We start from the raw sequence: 18,721 nt of genomic DNA on the forward strand, positions 1-18,721 counted from the left end.
ACCAGTTAATTTTAATCAGAAAGACGTTCGGCTGCCGCCAAGTAGCGTCGAGCCAGTCCAACAAACTCCTCCCCACTGATATTCAGATCATGGGTTGATATGAAAATGTCATACCCGTGGAAGCCTCTTTGATATTTCATTCTGTTGGCAAGCATCGCCTGTAATCCAGAATAGTCTTTAATCACCGCGTTGTGATTATTTGCTTTATCGGATGAATCCGCATCCATTTGCGTTTGTTGAGCGCTGAAACTCACTTCGTCGGTATTCTTTGATTCTTTATATTGGCTTAATTCCACACACCCGTTTTCGGTACAACGAGTGTGGTAGTGCGATGAGTCTAAAACCATATCTTCAAAGTTCGATTCTTTACCCGCTTGCTTCGCTCCCAAGTACAAAAGTGCTCGTTGGCTGAGCAATAATTCGCAGGTTATTTTTGGGCAAATAGAGTCAAGGTAGGGCGAGTAATCTTTCATTTTAATGCCGACCCAAGGGAGAGGTTGATGCCAACCCTCTTGTTCGTAGGTACACATGCCAATCTTTTCAATATTGCTCCACTTTAAAACCCATCCACCTTTATAAAAATGCTGTTGAAAGTGAGTGGGGGTGAGCGTGAACATCACTCTGCTGCGCAACATTAAATAATAGCCAGTTCCTAGTAGGGCAATAATGCAAAAAGCACCCACGATCAGTAACTTTGGGTTGTCACTGTAGAGCGCAACGATCAAGCAAACGAAGCCTAAAATGATGGCGAGAATACGATACGAACGTTTGAATGAAGGCAAAGAGAAATTTGTAAGGTGACGAGTGTCCATAGGCAACACCAAATTTTCATATTTTTGTCTGGATGGATAACCAGTGTATATGACCCTGAATTGATAAGTCGATGATTAAATAATAGACGCTAGTAGACAATATCGGTATTTTTCGTCGACTTTCGACGCTTCACTCTACAAATAGCTCCGGTTTTTTGGTATAAATCGCGCTTCAAATTTTCACCACTGCGAAAAGAGCAGTGAACTGGAGAAATATTCAATGAGACTTGCTCATAAGCGTAAGGTGCAGGCTAAACTGCAGAAACGCACTAAAGCGGCTGTAGTTAAAGCAGTGGCAACGCCGAAAAAAGCGAAGCCTGTCGCAGAGAAAGTTGTAGCAGAAAAAACTGTAGCAGCAAAACCAGCGGTAGAGAAAGCAGTAGCAGCAACTAAAGAAGTTGCAGTAGCACTGACTCCTAAGCAACAACAAGTTCTAGACATCGTTGTTAGCAATGCTGAAGGCATTAACCCTAAAGGTATCGGCCTAGCAGCTGGTCAAGAAGACGCGAAAGCAGCTTCATGGGCAACAGGCGCATTGAAAAAACTTCTTGAAGAAAACCTAGTAGCGAAAGAGCAGCTTGCAGGTAACAAGGTTATCTACAAAGCTATGTAATCCCGCGGGATTACATTCGCTTCGTTAAAGTTTTTAAGCCTCGATTATCGAGGCTTTTTTGTATCTGACGGATCATGTTAATCTCAATCTCTAAATCCAACCCCCTAAACCCATACTCATATTCAAACCTAGCATTCGAACCTAGCCCCAGAAGCCTTACTTCCAATCGGCTGGCCCCTTACGTTATTCACCTGTCTTTCGCGTGTCCCATGTTTCGAATCAGTAGGTACCAAAGTAGGACGTCTAATTCTCTGAAACTTTGATTTATATGGATAAATGCATTTAAGTGCGTATTTGATGTGTGGCGAGAATAGAGCTTCCTCACGAAATGGAAATCAATTGTTAATGCAGTTTCACTATAACTACTTAGGTATTTATCAATACTAATTACCCTAATGAATCTCCCAGAGCCTTTAAAATCGACATCGCTAAATTATCTCCTACGTAGTTCTACGTAATCCTTTGGTCTAATACGCAGTTTATGTGAGTCCGTCGTGCGTGCTCTCCCTGATATCTTGTTGCTACATCACGGTGCACTCTTATGTTGAATCATAAAAAATGCTCATAGAAAGAGTGTTAACCTAACAAAGGACGTGAATATGAGTCTCATTTCTAACTCCCTCACACGAGTTTTTAAAAACGTTGCAGTTACTGCAGCGGCTTGTTTAGCTTTGGTCGCTACTGGTGCAACTGCTGCTGATAAGGTTTATCGCTTGAAGCTTGCTGAAACATGGGGACCAAACTTCCCTGTGTTCGGTGACGCGACGAAGAACATGGCTGCGATGGCTGAGAAAATGTCGAACGGTCGACTGCAAATCAGAATCGATTCTGCGAACAAACACAAAGCACCGCTTGGCGTTTTTGACATGGTTAAGTCTGGTCAATACGACATGGGGCACTCAGGCTCTTACTACTGGAAAGGTAAAGTTCCAAACACGCTTTACTTCACTTCTATGCCTTTCGGTATGACGCCAGCTGAACAATACGCGTGGTTCTATCACGGTGGTGGTATGGAGTTGATGGAGCAGGTTTACTCTCCACATAATTTGATGTCGTTCCCAGGTGGTAATACGGATATCCAGATGGGCGGTTGGTTTCAAAAAGAGATCAACAGTGTGGAAGACCTACAAGGTCTGAAAATGCGTATCCCTGGCTTTGCTGGTGAGATTCTAGCGGAGCTAGGCGCTAAACCTACCAATATTGCCCCAGGTGAGCTTTACACGTCTCTAGAGCGTCGCACAATCGATGCACTAGAGTGGGTAGGCCCATCACTTGATCTGCGTATGGGCTTCCACAAGATCGCGCCTTACTACTACACAGGTTGGCATGAGCCGGGTTCAGAGCTTCAATTCCTAGTGAACAAGCGTACATGGAACAAGCTTCCTGAAGACCTACAAGAAATCTTGCGTGTTGCAATGCGTACAGCGGCTTACGACATGTACACACAAGCAACGCACGAAAGTGGAAAGAACTGGGTTTCAATGAAAACAGAATACCCAGACGTACAAGTTAAAGATTTCCCACCAGAGGTTATGTCTGCACTGAAAGAAGCGAACGATCGCCTACTTGCTAAGCACGCTGAGAAAGATGCATTGGCAAAAGAGATTCAAGCTTCACAAGCAAGCTACCTAGAGCAAGTACGTTCATGGACAGATATTTCACATAGAGCTTATTTAAATAGCCAAGCGAAATAATCGACAGTTTTTGAACTGAAGCTAAATGAACCCAAAGCTATTCTTGTTAGGTAACTAAGAGTGACTAAGCGGCGGGTTCATTTTAACCATAATAATTAAGCAGGATAAATCCTGTAATACGCCCAAGAACCCTTTCTACGTCGTGCCTATTGCTAGCTATAAACTGAATCGTTTTTAGTTTGGGTTAGTTGTGCTGCGCGATGTCTTTTCAAATTCCATGGAGTCGGGAATGCGAAGTCTAATTTATATTGAACGCCTGTTTAATCGTATCGGTGATGCACTGGGATGGCTTTCCAGTATGTTGTTTATTCTACTTATCGCTAACGTTGTGTATGACGTTGTCATGAGATATGCCTTCAATGATGTCTCAATCGCTTTCCAAGAGATGGAATGGCACCTTTTCTCAGCCGTTTTCCTATTAGGTGTCCCTTATGCCATAAAGGCAGGTGGCCACGTTCGAGTAGATGTGTTCTACGAACAATTGAGCTTTAAAGCGCAAGCCATTATTGACCTGCTAGGCACACTGATCTTTCTGATGCCTTTCTGTTTGCTGGTTGCTTGGTTTGGTATTGATGTTGCCAAAGAGAGTTATAACCTCGGCGAAACCTCAGGTGACCCGGGTGGCCTGCCATATCGATGGATCATTAAAGCCATGATCCCGCTGTCATTTTTCTTGATGGCACTCAGCGGAGTCGGTTTGATCCTGCACTCATTGAACAAGATTTTTAATCCGCACCTTATCCATGCAAATAACACGCATGCAAACAATACTCATACAAAGAATAAGTAGAGGCTGAACATGATTGGAATAGTAATGTTTTTCGTAGCCTTGTTCGCACTTTTACTTGGCTTCCCGGTAGCGTTTACCTTTGGTGGTATCGCGCTAATCTTTGGTGTTTGGGCGGAAGGCATCGAAATGTTTGCCTTCATGCCATATCGAATTCAATCAATCATGGAAAATACGGTGCTGATGGCCGTTCCATTGTTTGTTTTCATGGGACTTGTTTTACAAAAGACTAAGCTTGCTGAGCAGTTACTTGAGTCTATGGGACGACTGTTTGGTGGTGTACGAGGTGGTATCGCAATCTCGACAGTTCTCGTAGGTTCACTGCTTGCAGCTTCAACCGGTGTGGTAGGCGCTTCTGTGGTTGCAATGGGGCTTATCTCGTTGCCCGTCATGCTCAAGTACAACTACGACAAAGGCTTAGCCTGCGGCACCATCTGTGCGTCTGGTACGTTAGGGCAAATCATTCCGCCATCCATCGTCTTGATTCTATTGGGGGACGTATTGGGTGTTCCGGTAGGCGACTTGTTCCAAGCCGCGATTTGGCCGGGCGTGATGTTAGTGGGGGCTTATATCGTTTATATCTTAATATACGCGAAGCTTAACCCTGAAGCCGCTCAACCAATTGAGCGTGATGATTCCATCAGCCGTAAACAAGAAGTCATCAACGCATTGAAAGCAATCATACCGCCACTCGCGCTGATTATTGTCGTATTGGGCTCTATCTTTGCGGGTGTTGCTACGCCGACAGAGTCTGCTGCTCTGGGTGGTGCGGGTGCGATGGTACTCGCTTTGCTCTACGGTCAGTTTAGTTGGTCGATGGTGTATGACGCCTCTAAAGAGACGGTCAAAGTAACGGCAATGGTATTTGCTATCTTGTTGGGTGCAACGGCATTCTCAATGGCGTTTACTTATACTGGCGGTGATTATCTGGTTGAAGAATGGATGCTGCAGTTGCCGGGTGAGAAGTGGGGTTTCTTGATCATTACCATGTTGGTGATTTTGATTCTGGGTTTCTTCATCGACTTCGTAGAAATCTGTTTCATCATTGTGCCGATTATTGCGCCTGTTGCTGAACTGATGGGAATCAACATGACTTGGTTCGCAATCCTTATCGCGATGAACCTTCAAACCTCATTCTTGACGCCACCGTTTGGCTTCAGTTTGTTCTATCTAAAAGGGGTGGCACCAAAAGGTGTGACTACCAAGGATATCTACCGAGGCGTGATGCCTTTCATTTTGATTCAAATCCTCGTACTTGGATCACTTCTCGCTTTCCCATCTTTCTATGGAATGTGAGTGAAGCCTAGAATGTGAATGATATGTTTCAACGGCTATCCATAAATTGATAAAGTAAAACGGCTTATTGATGTTCAATAAGCCGTTTTTTGTGAGGAAAAGGAATGCCTCTAAAAGTTAAGCTGATTTTGCTGACGCTACTCCCGTTGCTGATTGTAACGGCGAGCATTAGTTGGATCTCGTTACACCAAACTAAGACGTTGGGTGAGAAAGAGGTCGAAATCTTCCGAGACAGCTTAATTAAGTCGCGTGAAAACGCCCTCAAAGACACTGTTGATCTCGCATTTGATGCCATCGAACATATCTACAATGATCCCGATATCCAAGAAGCACAAGCCAAAAGAGAAGTTCGAACCATATTGTCTAAACTAAGGTATGGCTCTGACGGTTACTTCTTTGCGTATGATCGCCACGGAACCAATTTGGTTCATCCAATCCAGCCAGAGTTGATAGGGCAAAACTTACTTCAACTGCAAGATGAAGATGGCGACTTTCTGATAGAAGCCTTGTTAAGAGAAGCACAAACAGGCGGAGGATTTCACCAATATTTGTGGCAAAAACCTTCGACAGGTGAGGTGGTATCGAAGCTGAGTTACGCCGCTTGGTTAGAGCGCTGGGACTGGATGATTGGCACCGGCTTGTATATTGAGGATGTGCATCAAGAAGTGGCCTCGATGCAGGCCGCAATTAACAAGAATATTGAAACCACGTTCTTTTCGATTGTGGTGATTCTGAGTGTGACGGTCGCGGTCATCATTGTACTGACGTTGGCCATTAACATGCATGAACATCGGATAGCGGATAACAACTTGAAGGAACTAGCTCATAAGACGGTGATGTTTCAAGAGGACGAAAAGAAGCATCTAGCGCGTGAGTTGCATGATGGTATTAACCAGTTATTAGTGTCGAGTCGCTGTCACTTAGAACTGCTCGGTAATAAGCTACAAAGCGAAGACCTTAAAGTGCATTTGAATAAGTCTCAGCATTCACTGATGCGGGCAATCGAAGAGGTGAGGCATATTTCGCATCAACTTCGACCAAGTTCATTGGATGATATCGGCTTAGAAGCGGCGTTGTCTTCGCTGTTATTAGACTTTCAGGCGCACTCGAGCATTGAAGTGGAAACCTTGTTTAATACGCAGCCGGGAAAGTTGAAATCAGAAGCTGCGACGACTTTATATCGAGTGGTGCAAGAGTCACTGAATAATATAGAGAAACACGCACAAGCGACCAAAGTAACGGTTATCGCACAGCAAATTGGCAATGTGTTGCAGTTGCTCATCCAAGACGATGGAGTCGGTTTCAATACCTATAAAGCAATGGAAAAGCGAGGTATTGGGTTACGTAACATGAGAGAACGGGTGGAGTTCATCGGTGGTGACTTTGAATTGATGAGTGAGGTTGGCTTTGGAACGGAAATTACAGTGTTACTGACACTAGAGGGATTAGTGAATGAGTGAAGTTATTCGAGTTGTGATTGCAGATGATCACCAAGTGGTACTGGATGGCTTTATGGCGAGATTAGAACTCGAGCCTGATATTAGCGTGATAGGTACAGCCAGCAATGGATTAGAAGCCGTTGAAATGGTTAAAGACCTGCGCCCTGATGTAGTGTTGATGGATATCAGCATGCCTATCATGAATGGTATTGATGCCACTCACCTGATTAAAGAGGAAGATCCTCAAGCTAAGGTGCTGATGCTGACCATGCATAACAACCGTGAATACATCATGAAAGTGATGCAATCGGGTGCTGTCGGCTATATGTTGAAAGAAATTTCGGCTGAAAAAATGGTGCAGGCAATCAAGACGGTCAATCAAGGCTCGACCTATTTCTGTGAAAAAGTGACTCAGAACTTGTTTACTCAGCCTATTACTCCCACACAATCTGTGAAGAACCCATTGAGTAGGCGTGAGGAAGCTGTGTTGAAATTAGTGGCTAAAGGGGAGAGCAGTAAAGAGATCGCGAAGGGATTAAATATCAGTTACCGAACGGTTGAAACCCATAGACAAAATATCAAGCATAAGCTCGACATTCACTCTACGGCAGAGCTTGCTAAGTATGCTGTTAACTCGGGGCTTGTGGAGTGATGTTACGCTAAATCACAGTGAATGTGTAATTTAATTACCAAATGTGCTGTTTACACCCGCTTTCTGATGGTTTTTTAGTATTTTTGCGACGAATTGTTACTCTTCCTTCTGAAATTTAAGTGCCAAATGCAATGTTGCAAATTGTGCGCTACCAATTAGAGAGGATGCATGGAGCCTGTAAAGGATAGGTATAGTATTGATAATACTGATTATACCGTAGGACAAGATAATGTTCAGAAATGGGGTTTTGATGTTCATAACCCTGTATTTGGAATCAGCGCTGGGGCGATAATTGCTTTCCTGATTGCGCTTTTGGTTGCAGAACCTGAAACCGCAAAAGCGGCACTTGATGGCGTTAAGTGGAAAGTCATCGGTAACTTTGATGGTTTCTTTATGTGGGCTGCGAACCTTTTCGTATTTTTCTGTTTTGTCCTCATTATCTCCCCGTATGGAAAGATACGTATAGGTGGCGATGATGCTAAAGCAGAGCACTCTAACCTATCTTGGATGTCGATGTTATTCGCCGCGGGAATGGGTATTGGTTTGATGTTCTGGGGTGTGGCAGAGCCAGTAGCTTATTTTACCGGTTGGTATGAAACACCGCTCGGTGTTGAAGCGTATTCTCCTGAAGCGGCTAAGTTGGCACTAGGTGCAACCATCTACAACTGGGGCTTGCACGGTTGGGCAATCTACGCCGTTGTTGCTTTGTCTCTTGCCTTCTTTACTTTCAATAAAGGCTTACCGCTTTCTATTCGCTCAATCTTTTACCCGCTGCTCGGTGACAGAACTTGGGGGTGGTTTGGTCATATCGTTGATATTGTCGCAGTACTTGCAACATTGTTTGGCCTTGCAACATCACTTGGCCTAGGTGCACAGCAAGCCGCAAGCGGTATTAACCATGTATTTGGTACCGATGGCGGTATTGGTATGCAGCTTATTGTTATTGCAGTGGTAACACTGTTGGCAACAATGTCGGTGATTCGCGGTATTAACGGTGGTGTTAAGGTTCTCAGCAACGTCAACATGGTTGTTGCATTAGGCTTGCTGATCTTCGTAACTATCGCGGGTGGCATGGCGGGTATTAAGGCGATACCAACCGCGCTAATGGGCTACATTGAGAACTTTATTCCTCTTAGCAACCCTCATGGTCGTGATGATGAAACATGGATGCAAGGTTGGACGGTATTTTACTGGGCTTGGTGGATTTCATGGTCACCATTCGTAGGCATGTTCATCGCTCGTATCTCTAAAGGTCGTACAATTCGTGAATTCATCGTTGCAGTCTTATTTATCCCGACGTCTGTCATTATCATTTGGATGGCTATTTTCGGTGGTATTGCGATTGACCAGGTGGCGAATAAAGTGGGTGAGATTGGTATAAATGGTCTGCAAGATATTACACTTTCTCTATTCCATACTTACGATGCGTTACCAATGAGCTCAGTGCTTTCAGTGGTATCGATTGGTTTGATTATGGTGTTCTTCATCACCTCATCAGACTCAGGTTCATTGGTTATTGATAGCATTACTTCTGGCGGTAAAGTCGATGCACCTGTTCCACAGCGTGTATTTTGGGCATTGATGGGCGGTGCGATTGCGGCGGTTCTACTGTGGGTTGGTGGTACTGAATCTATTCAGGCATTACAAGCTGGAACAGTCTCAATGGCACTACCATTTGCCTTCATATTATTGCTTATGTGCCTAAGTTTGTTTCTTGGTTTACGTACAGAGAATCAATTGGTTAAGCAGCAAAGTGCTTTGAGCTAAAAGTATTTTTTCAAATAGAGGCCGACTTAGTCGGCCTTTTTTTCGCCGCAAATATAAGTGATTACCTATATTTTGTTTGAAAATCCATCGAACTGATTCTAGTTTACTGAAAACAATAAGTTAACCTGCTAAACTTCAGACATCCAAGTATTTGAATTATCGTGACAACAGCTTGTACTACTTGGATCGTATGTTCGAGTTTGTGATTCAGTCACAGGAAAGTAAGGGATATGAGGTCAACAGACCTTATAAGTATTCCGTAGAGAGGAATAATGACTAAAGGTATAGATAAATACAGTATCGACAGTACGGATTACACTGTTGGTCAAGATAACGTCCAAAAATGGGGTTTTGACGTTCATAACCCAGTGTTTGGTATCAGTGCGGGACTCATCACTTTGTTCTTGATCGGTGTGCTGCTTACAGATACCGCTTCAGCGAAGTCAGCATTGGATGGTGTTAAATGGCAAATTATCAATTCATTTGATTGGTTGTTCATTTGGTCCGGTAATATTTTCGTTATTTTTTGCTTAGGCTTGATTGTTTCTCCGTTTGGTAAAATCCGCCTTGGTGGTGTTGATGCAACGGCAGATTACTCATTCATGTCTTGGTTATCGATGCTGTTTGCTGCAGGTATGGGTATTGGCTTGATGTTCTGGAGTGTTGCAGAACCAGCGGCTTACTACACAGGTTGGTATGAAACGCCACTTGGTGTAGAGGCAAATACACCAGAAGCTGCAAAATTAGCACTCGGTGCAACCATGTATCACTGGGGGCTTCACCCTTGGGCTATTTATGGTGTTGTGGCGCTTTCACTGGCTTTCTTCTCTTACAACAAGGGATTACCGCTTTCAATTCGTTCTATCTTCTACCCAATTTTAGGTGATAGAGCGTGGGGCTGGGCTGGTCACATTGTTGATATTCTCGCGGTTCTTGCAACGCTGTTTGGTTTGGCGACGTCGCTTGGCCTTGGTGCGCAACAAGCGGCAAGTGGTATTCAGCATGTATTCGGCATTGAGGCAGGCTTAGGGTTACAAGTCATTGTTATTACCGTAGTAACTTTGCTAGCGGTCGTATCCGTACTTCGTGGTATTGATGGTGGCGTTAAAGTTATCAGTAACATCAACATGTTGGTTGCTTTCCTACTGCTTATCCTAGTAGCTCTAATCGGCTACGCAGTGACTCTAGGTTCAATCCCTACAACATTGATGGCATACATCGAGAACATCATTCCGTTGAGCAACCCTCACGGTCGTGAAGATGAAGCTTGGTTACATGGTTGGACTGTATTCTACTGGGCCTGGTGGATCTCATGGTCTCCATTTGTCGGTATGTTTATCGCGCGTGTTTCTAAAGGTCGTACTGTTCGTGAGTTCATTACAGCGGTACTGATTGTTCCAACGACAGTGACTATCATTTGGATGTCAGTGTTCGGTGGTATGGCAATTGATCAAATCGTGAATAAGGTTGGTACCCTAGGTCAAAATGGCTTAACTGATGTATCACTGGCAATGTTCCAAATGTTTGATGTATTGCCGTTTGGTACTCTGCTTTCAATCATTGCGGTTGTATTGGTTCTCGTATTCTTTATTACATCGTCTGACTCGGGCTCTTTAGTCATCGACAGTATTACCGCTGGTGGTAAAGTTGATACGCCAGTGCCTCAACGCGTATTCTGGGCGTTCCTTGAAGGTGCGATTGCAGTAGCTCTATTGTGGGTTGGCGGTACTGAAGCCGTTCAAGCTCTGCAAGCGGGTGCAATCTCAACAGCATTGCCATTCACCATCATTCTATTGTTGATGTGTGTGAGCCTACTAATGGGTATGCGAACAGAGAAAAGATAGACTACCTACTATTCGATTTTTCATCTTTTTGATGTCGAATACAAAGTAAAACAAAAGGCAGAAGAGGAAACTCTCCTGCCTTTTTTTATCCATTTTACAGCCTGTAAAACTGTATATATCGTAGAAATCGTCGTTGAAATGGCGCCTTGAATTTGGCGAAAAGCCAAGTAATTGGCGAAAGCTAAGTTTTTGGTTTTATTGCAAATATAATGTGATGTAAAACTGTGAAATAGCTCGAATCGTTTGCTTAAATTGGGTAGTATTCGCTAGATTATCCACTACTCGTGAAACTTTGACATGAAACTAACACTTAAGCAGAAGTTAATAGGTGCTAGCCTATCTGCTGTTGTCGTTATGGCAACAGCGTTAACTTGGTTATCAGCAAACCAATTATTTGAACAGACTCGTAACGGCGTATACCTGCGAGCTGAAAGCGTATCAGAAGCAGCATCTGAAGGTATTAAAAACTGGATTGATATCCGCACCGATATCGCATCAGCATTTAATGACTTTTCACGAGAGGATGATGTTGTTCCTTTCCTTAAGCAAGCTCGTGTAGCGGGTGGCTTTGACGATATCTTTTTAGGTACTCCAGAAGGCGGAATGTACCGTTCACATCCTGAACGTAATCGCGCCGGTTACGATCCTCGTCAACGCCCTTGGTACCAGGAAGCAAACGCAGCCGGTAAGCAAATTATTACAACCGCTTATCAAGATGCGATTACCCAAGCGCTTCTAGTTACGATTGCTGAACCTGTTCGTCATAACGGTAAGCTTGTTGGTGTTGTTGGTGCGGATGTACTTATTGATCAACTAGTCAACGATGTTATCAGCTTAGATGTTGGTGACAACGCTTACGCAATGCTCATTGATGCCTCTGACGGCACATTCCTAGCACACCCAGACTCAGCACTGAGCCTTAAGCCTGTAAGCCAGCTTTCAAACGACATTTCTATGCCTATCATCGAAAACGCAGTGCGTACGGGTAGCATCGAGATCATCAAAGAGCGCGGTGCTGAGAAGCTTCTTTACTTCACTAATGTGCCTAATACGAACTGGATTTTTGCAGTTCAGATGGACAAAGCAACAGAAGAAGCGAATCACTCAACACTACTTACTCAGTTGATCACAACGGCGGTCATTATTACGTTAATCGTAATCGTATTAGTGTCCTGGTTAGTGAGCTTCCTATTCCGTGATTTGAACCGTGTTTCAGCGGCACTTGAAGAAATTGCTTCAGGTGAGGGCGACCTTACACAACGTCTTGAGCCTAAGAGCGATGACGAAATTGGTAAGCTTGCTGAAAACTTCAACCGTTTTGTAGGCAACATGCACACCATGGTGATCAAGCTAAGCGAAGTATCTGCTGCGCTAGGTAACCAAGCACGTCAAACGGCTTCTCAAGCTGAAGAGCGTAGTGCTCGCATTCAGATGCAACAAGACGAAATCAATATGGTAGCAACAGCCGTGAACGAAATGGCTGCAGCAACACAAGAGATTGCGGGTAATGCTGATCAAACTGCACAGAATTCATCTGAAGCTGTTGGCGCGTGTGAGCACGGTACGGGTCAAGTTACACAGACTCAAAGCTCAATCCAAAACCTTGCACAAGAAGTTCAAGTTGCAACGAACGTGATTCTTGAGCTTGAAGAGCACGGCAATAGCATCAACGCTATCTTGTCCAATATCCAAGGCATTGCTGAACAAACTAACTTACTTGCACTTAACGCAGCGATTGAAGCTGCCCGTGCTGGCGAACAAGGTCGCGGTTTTGCGGTTGTTGCTGATGAAGTGAGAGTTTTGAGCCAACGTACACACGGTTCAACTCAAGAAATTCAACAAACGATTGAATTACTGCAAGGTACAACGGGCAAAGCGGTAAGTATCATGAACGATAGCCGAACGCTTGCTGAAACCAGTGTTGATGACTCAAACTCAGCGGCCGCTAGCTTAACGCAAATTCATGCTGCTGTTGAACGTATCAGTGATATGGCGACTCAAATCGCTTCTGCTGCAGAAGAGCAAGCGTCAGTAACGTCTGAGATTACTCGTAACACTGAAGGAATCCGTGACGTATCTAACGAGCTAGCAGGTGAAGCGCACCAAGCTGCAGAACAAGCTGCTCAGCTTTCTGAACTGTCTAATGAACTAGAAAATGAAATCAGCCGTTTTAAGCTGTAATTATAGATAGATAGATAGATAGATAGATAGATAGATAGATAGATAGAACGAAGCCCCAACTTAGGTTGGGGCTTTTTTATGTTCGCTTTTTAGAAGAAGCAAAATGTCGTGATCTAATCATGCTGGGCTATTGTTTATTGAAGGTTAAACAGCCCGAGCGTGACACCGAATATGTTTTATTATGGCTTCTAAACCTTGACTCCGACTGGCGCTAAGCTGAGATTTTAAATCTAACTGGCGGAACCAGTCTTTAATATCGAATTCTAGAACGCTCGCGGGTTGTTGGTTGTTATAGGCGATCAACACCAACGCCAGCAAACCTTTAACTAATGAAGAATCGCTGGTCGCTTGTATCGACATTTTATTCTGTTGACCGATGTAAAGATCTAGCCATACGTTACTTTGGCAGCCTGCGATAAGATGTGTTTTATTCATCTTTTCCATAGGGAAGGGCTCTAACCGGTCTCCCAATTCTATCAAATACATATAACGTTCTTCCCAATCAACGCATCGCTCGAAGTTTCTCTGGAGCTTTTCAGGGGACATAAATTACCTTAATAGTTGGTGGATTCGTTTTAGTGACTGGCACAAGGCGTCTATGTCTTTGGGCCTTGTATACATGCCAATCGATGCGCGACACAGCGAGTTTTGACCGAGTCGTTTTAAAAGGGGCATTGCGCAGAGATGCCCGGTACGAATCGCAATACCATACCTATCTAAGAATGAACCGACATCAAAAGAGTGTTGGTTTTTCATATTAAAGGCCAAAACGCCGGTGCGGTTATCATCGTCGCCATAGAGCTCTATTGCTGGTACCTGTCTAATGCTCTCCACCAAATAATTCATTATATTTTTTTCATAGCCAGAGATCTCTTTGAAGCCGATAGCTTCAATGTAGTCTAGAGCGGCGCCTAAACCTAAAATGCCGGCAATATTCGGAGTACCTGCTTCGAACTTCCATGGCGCTTGGCCAAACGAGGTTCCCAAAGGCAGGGTCACTTGATCGATCATGGCTCCGCCGCCTTCCCATGGCACCATGTTGTCGAGGTGTGTTTTTTTTGCATAAAGCACGCCGATGCCTGTCGGGCCATACAATTTGTGCCCAGAGAAGGCGTAGAAATCACAATCGAGGTCCGTCACATTGACTTCATCGTGCATGACAGCTTGAGCACCGTCGACTAACACGGGGACTTTTGCTTTATGTGTTGCTTTGACTATCGTTTTAATTGGGTTTACGCGGCCTAGAACATTCGATACGTGGCTAATTGCCAGCAGTTTTGTCTTTGTATTCATTAACGACACAAGGTCGTTGAGATTCAAATAGCCATTTTTTGCCATTGGCCAAACACGAATGTTGACATTATAAATTTCAGAAAGCATCTGCCAAGGAACAAGGTTGGCGTGATGCTCCATTTCCGTCACGATGATTTCGTCACCCGCTTTTAACCTAGGGCGCAAATAGCTATTCGCAACGAGATTGATGGCCTCTGTCGTCCCTTTGGTGAACACAATACTTTCTCGGGATTTAGCTGAAATGAACTGAGCAAGTTTTTCTCTTACTTGTTCCATTTCTTCGGTTGCTTTAGAGCTTAGGTAATGGACACCGCGATGAACACTCGCATAATCATGTTGATAAAACTGAGTCATGCGGTCGATAACGATTTGAGGGGTTTGGGCCGTTGCAGCACTGTCTAAATAGACCAAAGGCTTGTCGTAAACTTGAGTTCTTAGAGCTGGGAAGTCGTTAAACCAAGGGCTTGTCTTTTCGCTCGAATCAATCATTAGGACATCCTTTATTGAGTGACGCATTGATTTTATCTATCGCAGATTGTCTTAGGGCGGGGTGTTTAATTCTCTCGGTAACGCCAATGACAAACGCAGAGGTAATCATGTGTTCGGCTCGTTCTTTTGGTATACCTCTAGAGCGTAAGTAGTTGATTTGGTTTGGGTCGATTTGCCCTGTTGTTGCACCATGGCTGCATTTAACATCATCGGCATAAATCTCTAATTGAGGTTTAGAGTTAACTTGGGCGTCATCGCCTAGAATCAGACTGTGGGTGTCCATTTGCCCGTCTGTTTTTTGCGCGGTAGGGTCAACATAGATCATGCCGTCGAAAACAGACTTAGATTGGTTTCGAGCGATGGTTTTATGATTTTGTTCACTTTGGCAGTGAGCTGCATTGTGCTTCAAATACGTGCGAGTATCGAAAATTGCCTCACCTTGAGGTAGGGAAATACTGTCCATAGCGACAAAACCTTGTTCGCCAGTTAGTTCTGAACTTACTTGGTGTCGTATCAATTGGCCGGAGTAGAGCAAGCAACAAGAGTAGGCGCTAGCATGCGCATTAACTATCAAATCGTTGTGACCGAAGTGATGTTGACTTAAGGCCTCTTCGACAATTTTAGTGTGATGATAGTGAGCACCACAACCAACGTGTTGTGTTAAGCGAGATAATGTTACGCCTCTACCACTACCTTGTGAAACATGGTGTTCGATGACGGTGACTTCCGCATGATCTGCGACTTCAATATGGCTTCTGTAGCTTGATACATCACCTTGTTTTTCGGAATTGATATGCAGAAGATAAATAGGTTTCGATATCTGCGTATTCGCTTCGACTTCGATTAATATGCCACTTGAAGCGGTAGCATCAGTAATATAGGTAAAAGCGTCTGGCTTTATTGAACGAGATAGCTCATCGATTTCAATTGGAGAGAGCGCGCAGATGGGAGTCACTCGAACTTTTGGAATCCAGTCGGAGTATCGAGCTAAAAAGAAGCCGTCGACGAAGACTAATCGATAAGCATCAATGTCTAAACTGAATTTATTGTATGGCGTGTTAGCTGTCGACTGCTGTGGTGCGCTGCTTAGCTCTAGTTCGTTTAATCGGTCAAGAGGCGTGTATTTCCAGTCCTCATGCTGAGGGGACGGTAGCTCAACCCCAAGCAATTTAGACCATTGTTTTTTTTGCCACTCATGCGGTCGAACAAGGGTTTCAAATGAATCAAGCAATGAATGTTTATTGTTCATCAATGATCCACCCATAGCCTTTCTCTTCTAATTCTTGAGCTAACGTGTGGTCACCAGATTTTACAATCTTTCCTTGGTACAACACGTGCACGAAATCTGGCTTGATGTAATTGAGGATACGTTGATAGTGCGTGACTAAAATGAAAGCTCGTTGTTCATTCTGTAGCGCGTTTACACCTTCAGAGACGGCTTTAAGGGCATCAATATCTAGACCTGAGTCGGTCTCGTCTAGTATACAAAGATCAGGTGAGAGCACCGCCATTTGTAGAATGTCATTGCGCTTTTTCTCTCCACCAGAGAATCCCTCATTGACAGAGCGTTGGAGTAAATTTGCTGGCATCTTCAACAATTGCGCTTTTTCTTCCAATAGATCTTCAAAGTCAAAACGATCGATCGGTTCTAATCCTCGATATTCACGAACCTCGTTGAGAGCTGTATTTAGAAAGAGTTTGTTACTGACACCTGGAATTTCGACAGGGTACTGAAAGGCTAAAAATACCCCTTCACCGGCTCTTTGTTCTGGATCTAGCTCTGTAAGATCTTGACCTTTGAAAACAATCTCACCACTGACGACCTCGTAATCATCCTTGCCTGCCAGTGTGGCGGATAGGGTACTTTTTCCCGACCCATTCGGTCCCATAATTGCGTGAACTTCACCAGGTTTAACAGTTAGGTTAATACCTTTTAGGATAGTATTTTCTTCAACGCTGACATGTAAATTTTTAATTTCTAACATTTTATCCCACACTATGCTCGAGGCTGATTGATAGAAGTTTTTGCGCTTCAACAGCGAATTCGAGTGGTAATTCTGAAAATACGTCTTTACAAAAACCATTGACGATCATGGATATGGCGTTGTCTTCACTGATCCCTCTTTGGGTGCAGTAAAACAGTTGATCTTGGCCAATTCGAGAGGTCGTTGCTTCGTGTTCAACGTGAGCAGACGGGTTTTTGACTTCGATATAAGGAAAAGTGTGAGCCCCACATTCAGCGCCGATTAACATTGAATCGCACTGAGTGAAGTTTCTCGCACCTTCTGCGTTGGGGGTGACTTTAACCAGCCCTCGGTAACTGTTCTGGCTTTTGCCTGCTGAAATCCCTTTTGAAATGATGGTAGAGCGAGAGTGTTTTCCTATATGAACCATCTTAGTGCCGGTATCGGCTTGTTGAACGCCATTCGTTAAAGCGACGGAGAAAAACTCACCAACAGAGTAGTCTCCTTTGAGAATTACGCTTGGGTACTTCCACGTTATCGCAGAACCTGTTTCTGATTGAGTCCAAGACATTTTGCTGTACTCGCCTTCGCAAACCGCACGTTTGGTTACGAAATTGAGTATGCCGCCTTGTGAATCCTCTGCTCCCGAGAACCAGTTTTGCACCGTGGAATATTTAACTTCAGCACGCTTGTGAATGATGACTTCTACGACGGCGGCGTGAAGTTGATAGGTATCTCTCATCGGGGCAGAGCAACCTTCGATGTAGCTGACGTATGAGTCCTCATCAGCCACTAAAATTGTTCTTTCAAACTGGCCTGTTTTTGCTTGGTTTATTCGAAAGTAGGTAGAGAGTTCTCTTGGGCATCTCAAACCTTTCGGGATGTAAACAAAAGTGCCGTCAGAGGCAACAGAGGCATTCAAAGCCGCAAAGAAGTTATCTTCAGGAGGAACAACGGTGCCTAAGTATTGCTGCACAAGTTCAGGGTATTCTTGTATAGCTTCGCTGAATGAACAGAAGATGATCCCGAGTTCTTTCAGTTCGTTTTGATAGGTAGTGGTGACGGAAACTGAATCGAAGATTGCATCGACAGCAATTTCTGAACCTTCTCTAACTGGAATCCCCAGTGTTTCAAAGGCTGTCTCGACTTCTTCGGTTAAAAATTCATTCGAGCCATCATCACTATCTTTGTCACAACTATCTTTGTCGCAGCCAGAACAACTTGGGGCGGAGTAGTAACTGTAATCTTGGTAATTTAGGTCTGGATAATCGGCTTTTAACCAATGCGGTTCCTCCATCGTTCGCCATTTACGGAATGCTTTGAGACGAAACTCCAACATCCATTCGGGTTCGTTACGTTTTGCGGAGATTGCTCGAACGACTTGTTCGTTGATTCCCTTCGACAAAGTATCTGAAGATAACTCAGTGTAGAAACCTTCACGATAGTGACTGCTATGCAGTAACTCTGTAACTTCAGGCTGCGTTTCTAATGCGCACATGGTTAAACTCCAAAACTCTCGCCACATCCACAAAGGTTCTTCACTTTGGGATTATTGTATACAAAATTACTGTTTAAACCCTGACGCACAAAGTCGATCTCTGTGCCATCGATCATAGGTAGGGCTTTGAGTGCAATATAGAAAATGACGTCATGTGATTCGTACTTGATGTCGTCATCGGATGGCGAATCGATCAGCGCCACTTCATATGCAAACCCTGTACAGCCAGAGGACTTAACCGTGAGGTGGAAGTGCTTTTGTCCATGTGATAACTGGGAAATTCTGTTTGCGGCACTTTCACTTAACGTGACGCCTTGCCACTCCATATCATGTATGGATATGTCATTAGAACCGGAACTCGAAATACTCACCTTACTGCTCCATATTTGACT

The 18,721-nt window shown here is 44.1% G+C and carries 16 protein-coding genes; 9 read left to right on the forward strand and 7 right to left on the reverse strand.

Going from position 1 to position 18,721, the window contains the following annotated elements:
* Positions 1 to 11: 11 nt before the first annotated feature.
* Positions 12 to 812 carry a DUF2982 domain-containing protein gene (locus tag AB6E08_RS08790; RefSeq protein ID WP_372063401.1) on the reverse strand — a complete coding sequence of 267 codons (801 nt, stop codon included), beginning with the start codon at positions 810 to 812 and terminating at the stop codon, positions 12 to 14.
* Positions 813 to 1,032: 220 nt separating this feature from the next.
* On the opposite strand from AB6E08_RS08790, the gene AB6E08_RS08795 reads away from it, so the two are divergent.
* The 9 genes from AB6E08_RS08795 to AB6E08_RS08835 all read left to right on the forward strand — a co-directional run bounded on the left by AB6E08_RS08795 (position 1,033) and on the right by AB6E08_RS08835 (position 13,085).
* A complete protein-coding gene (locus AB6E08_RS08795; protein WP_012604302.1) occupies positions 1,033 to 1,425 on the forward strand; it encodes a hypothetical protein in 393 nt (130 codons plus the stop codon).
* A 599-nt stretch (positions 1,426 to 2,024) separates the two neighbouring features.
* Complete coding sequence (locus AB6E08_RS08800) at positions 2,025 to 3,119, forward strand: TRAP transporter substrate-binding protein (protein WP_009847138.1); 1,095 nt, start codon at positions 2,025 to 2,027, stop codon at positions 3,117 to 3,119.
* A 217-nt stretch (positions 3,120 to 3,336) separates the two neighbouring features.
* Positions 3,337 to 3,909, forward strand: coding sequence for a TRAP transporter small permease subunit (locus tag AB6E08_RS08805; protein WP_050395127.1), 573 nt, complete (start codon positions 3,337 to 3,339; stop codon positions 3,907 to 3,909).
* A gap of 9 nt (positions 3,910 to 3,918) precedes the next feature.
* Positions 3,919 to 5,202, forward strand: coding sequence for a TRAP transporter large permease subunit (locus AB6E08_RS08810; RefSeq protein ID WP_009847136.1), 1,284 nt, complete (start codon positions 3,919 to 3,921; stop codon positions 5,200 to 5,202).
* A 104-nt stretch (positions 5,203 to 5,306) separates the two neighbouring features.
* The gene (locus tag AB6E08_RS08815; RefSeq protein WP_012604299.1) at positions 5,307 to 6,662 is read left to right on the forward strand and encodes a cache domain-containing protein; all 1,356 of its coding nucleotides are present in this window, start codon (positions 5,307 to 5,309) and stop codon (positions 6,660 to 6,662) included.
* Positions 6,655 to 7,293 (forward strand): response regulator, encoded by a 639-nt coding sequence (locus AB6E08_RS08820; protein WP_372063398.1) that lies wholly within the window; start codon positions 6,655 to 6,657, stop codon positions 7,291 to 7,293. Before AB6E08_RS08815 ends, AB6E08_RS08820 begins: the two co-directional genes overlap by 8 nt.
* 168 nt (positions 7,294 to 7,461) lie before the next feature.
* Positions 7,462 to 9,060 (forward strand): BCCT family transporter, encoded by a 1,599-nt coding sequence (locus AB6E08_RS08825; protein ID WP_012604297.1) that lies wholly within the window; start codon positions 7,462 to 7,464, stop codon positions 9,058 to 9,060.
* Between the two features lie 272 nt (positions 9,061 to 9,332).
* The gene (locus tag AB6E08_RS08830) at positions 9,333 to 10,904 is read left to right on the forward strand and encodes a BCCT family transporter (RefSeq protein WP_009847132.1); all 1,572 of its coding nucleotides are present in this window, start codon (positions 9,333 to 9,335) and stop codon (positions 10,902 to 10,904) included.
* Between the two features lie 297 nt (positions 10,905 to 11,201).
* Positions 11,202 to 13,085: a methyl-accepting chemotaxis protein gene (locus tag AB6E08_RS08835; RefSeq protein ID WP_017101414.1), complete on the forward strand. Its 1,884-nt coding sequence runs from the start codon at positions 11,202 to 11,204 to the stop codon at positions 13,083 to 13,085.
* 144 nt (positions 13,086 to 13,229) lie between these two features.
* On the opposite strand, the gene AB6E08_RS08840 is transcribed toward AB6E08_RS08835, so the two are convergent.
* From AB6E08_RS08840 to AB6E08_RS08865, 6 genes are read right to left on the reverse strand one after another with little or no spacing between them, the layout of a single operon-like run.
* Positions 13,230 to 13,631, reverse strand: coding sequence for a SufE family protein (locus AB6E08_RS08840; protein ID WP_102258314.1), 402 nt, complete (start codon positions 13,629 to 13,631; stop codon positions 13,230 to 13,232).
* Between the two features lie 3 nt (positions 13,632 to 13,634).
* A complete protein-coding gene (locus tag AB6E08_RS08845) occupies positions 13,635 to 14,867 on the reverse strand; it encodes a SufS family cysteine desulfurase (protein WP_372063395.1) in 1,233 nt (410 codons plus the stop codon).
* On the reverse strand, positions 14,860 to 16,116 hold the full coding sequence (gene sufD / locus AB6E08_RS08850; protein WP_240797194.1) for a Fe-S cluster assembly protein SufD: 1,257 nt from the start codon (positions 16,114 to 16,116) through the stop codon (positions 14,860 to 14,862). Before sufD ends, AB6E08_RS08845 begins: the two co-directional genes overlap by 8 nt.
* A complete protein-coding gene (sufC, locus tag AB6E08_RS08855; RefSeq protein WP_065680438.1) occupies positions 16,106 to 16,852 on the reverse strand; it encodes a Fe-S cluster assembly ATPase SufC in 747 nt (248 codons plus the stop codon). The genes sufD and sufC overlap by 11 nt, the downstream gene beginning before the upstream one ends.
* 1 nt (position 16,853) lies before the next feature.
* Entirely contained in the window at positions 16,854 to 18,329 is a 1,476-nt protein-coding gene (sufB, locus tag AB6E08_RS08860) for a Fe-S cluster assembly protein SufB (protein ID WP_372063393.1), read from the reverse strand.
* Positions 18,330 to 18,331: 2 nt separating this feature from the next.
* A complete protein-coding gene (locus tag AB6E08_RS08865) occupies positions 18,332 to 18,700 on the reverse strand; it encodes an iron-sulfur cluster assembly accessory protein (protein ID WP_009847125.1) in 369 nt (122 codons plus the stop codon).
* Positions 18,701 to 18,721 lie beyond the last annotated feature (21 nt).

It is taken from the genome of Vibrio sp. 10N.247.310.24 (genome assembly GCF_041467175.1).
Classification (GTDB): domain Bacteria; phylum Pseudomonadota; class Gammaproteobacteria; order Enterobacterales; family Vibrionaceae; genus Vibrio; species Vibrio tasmaniensis_A.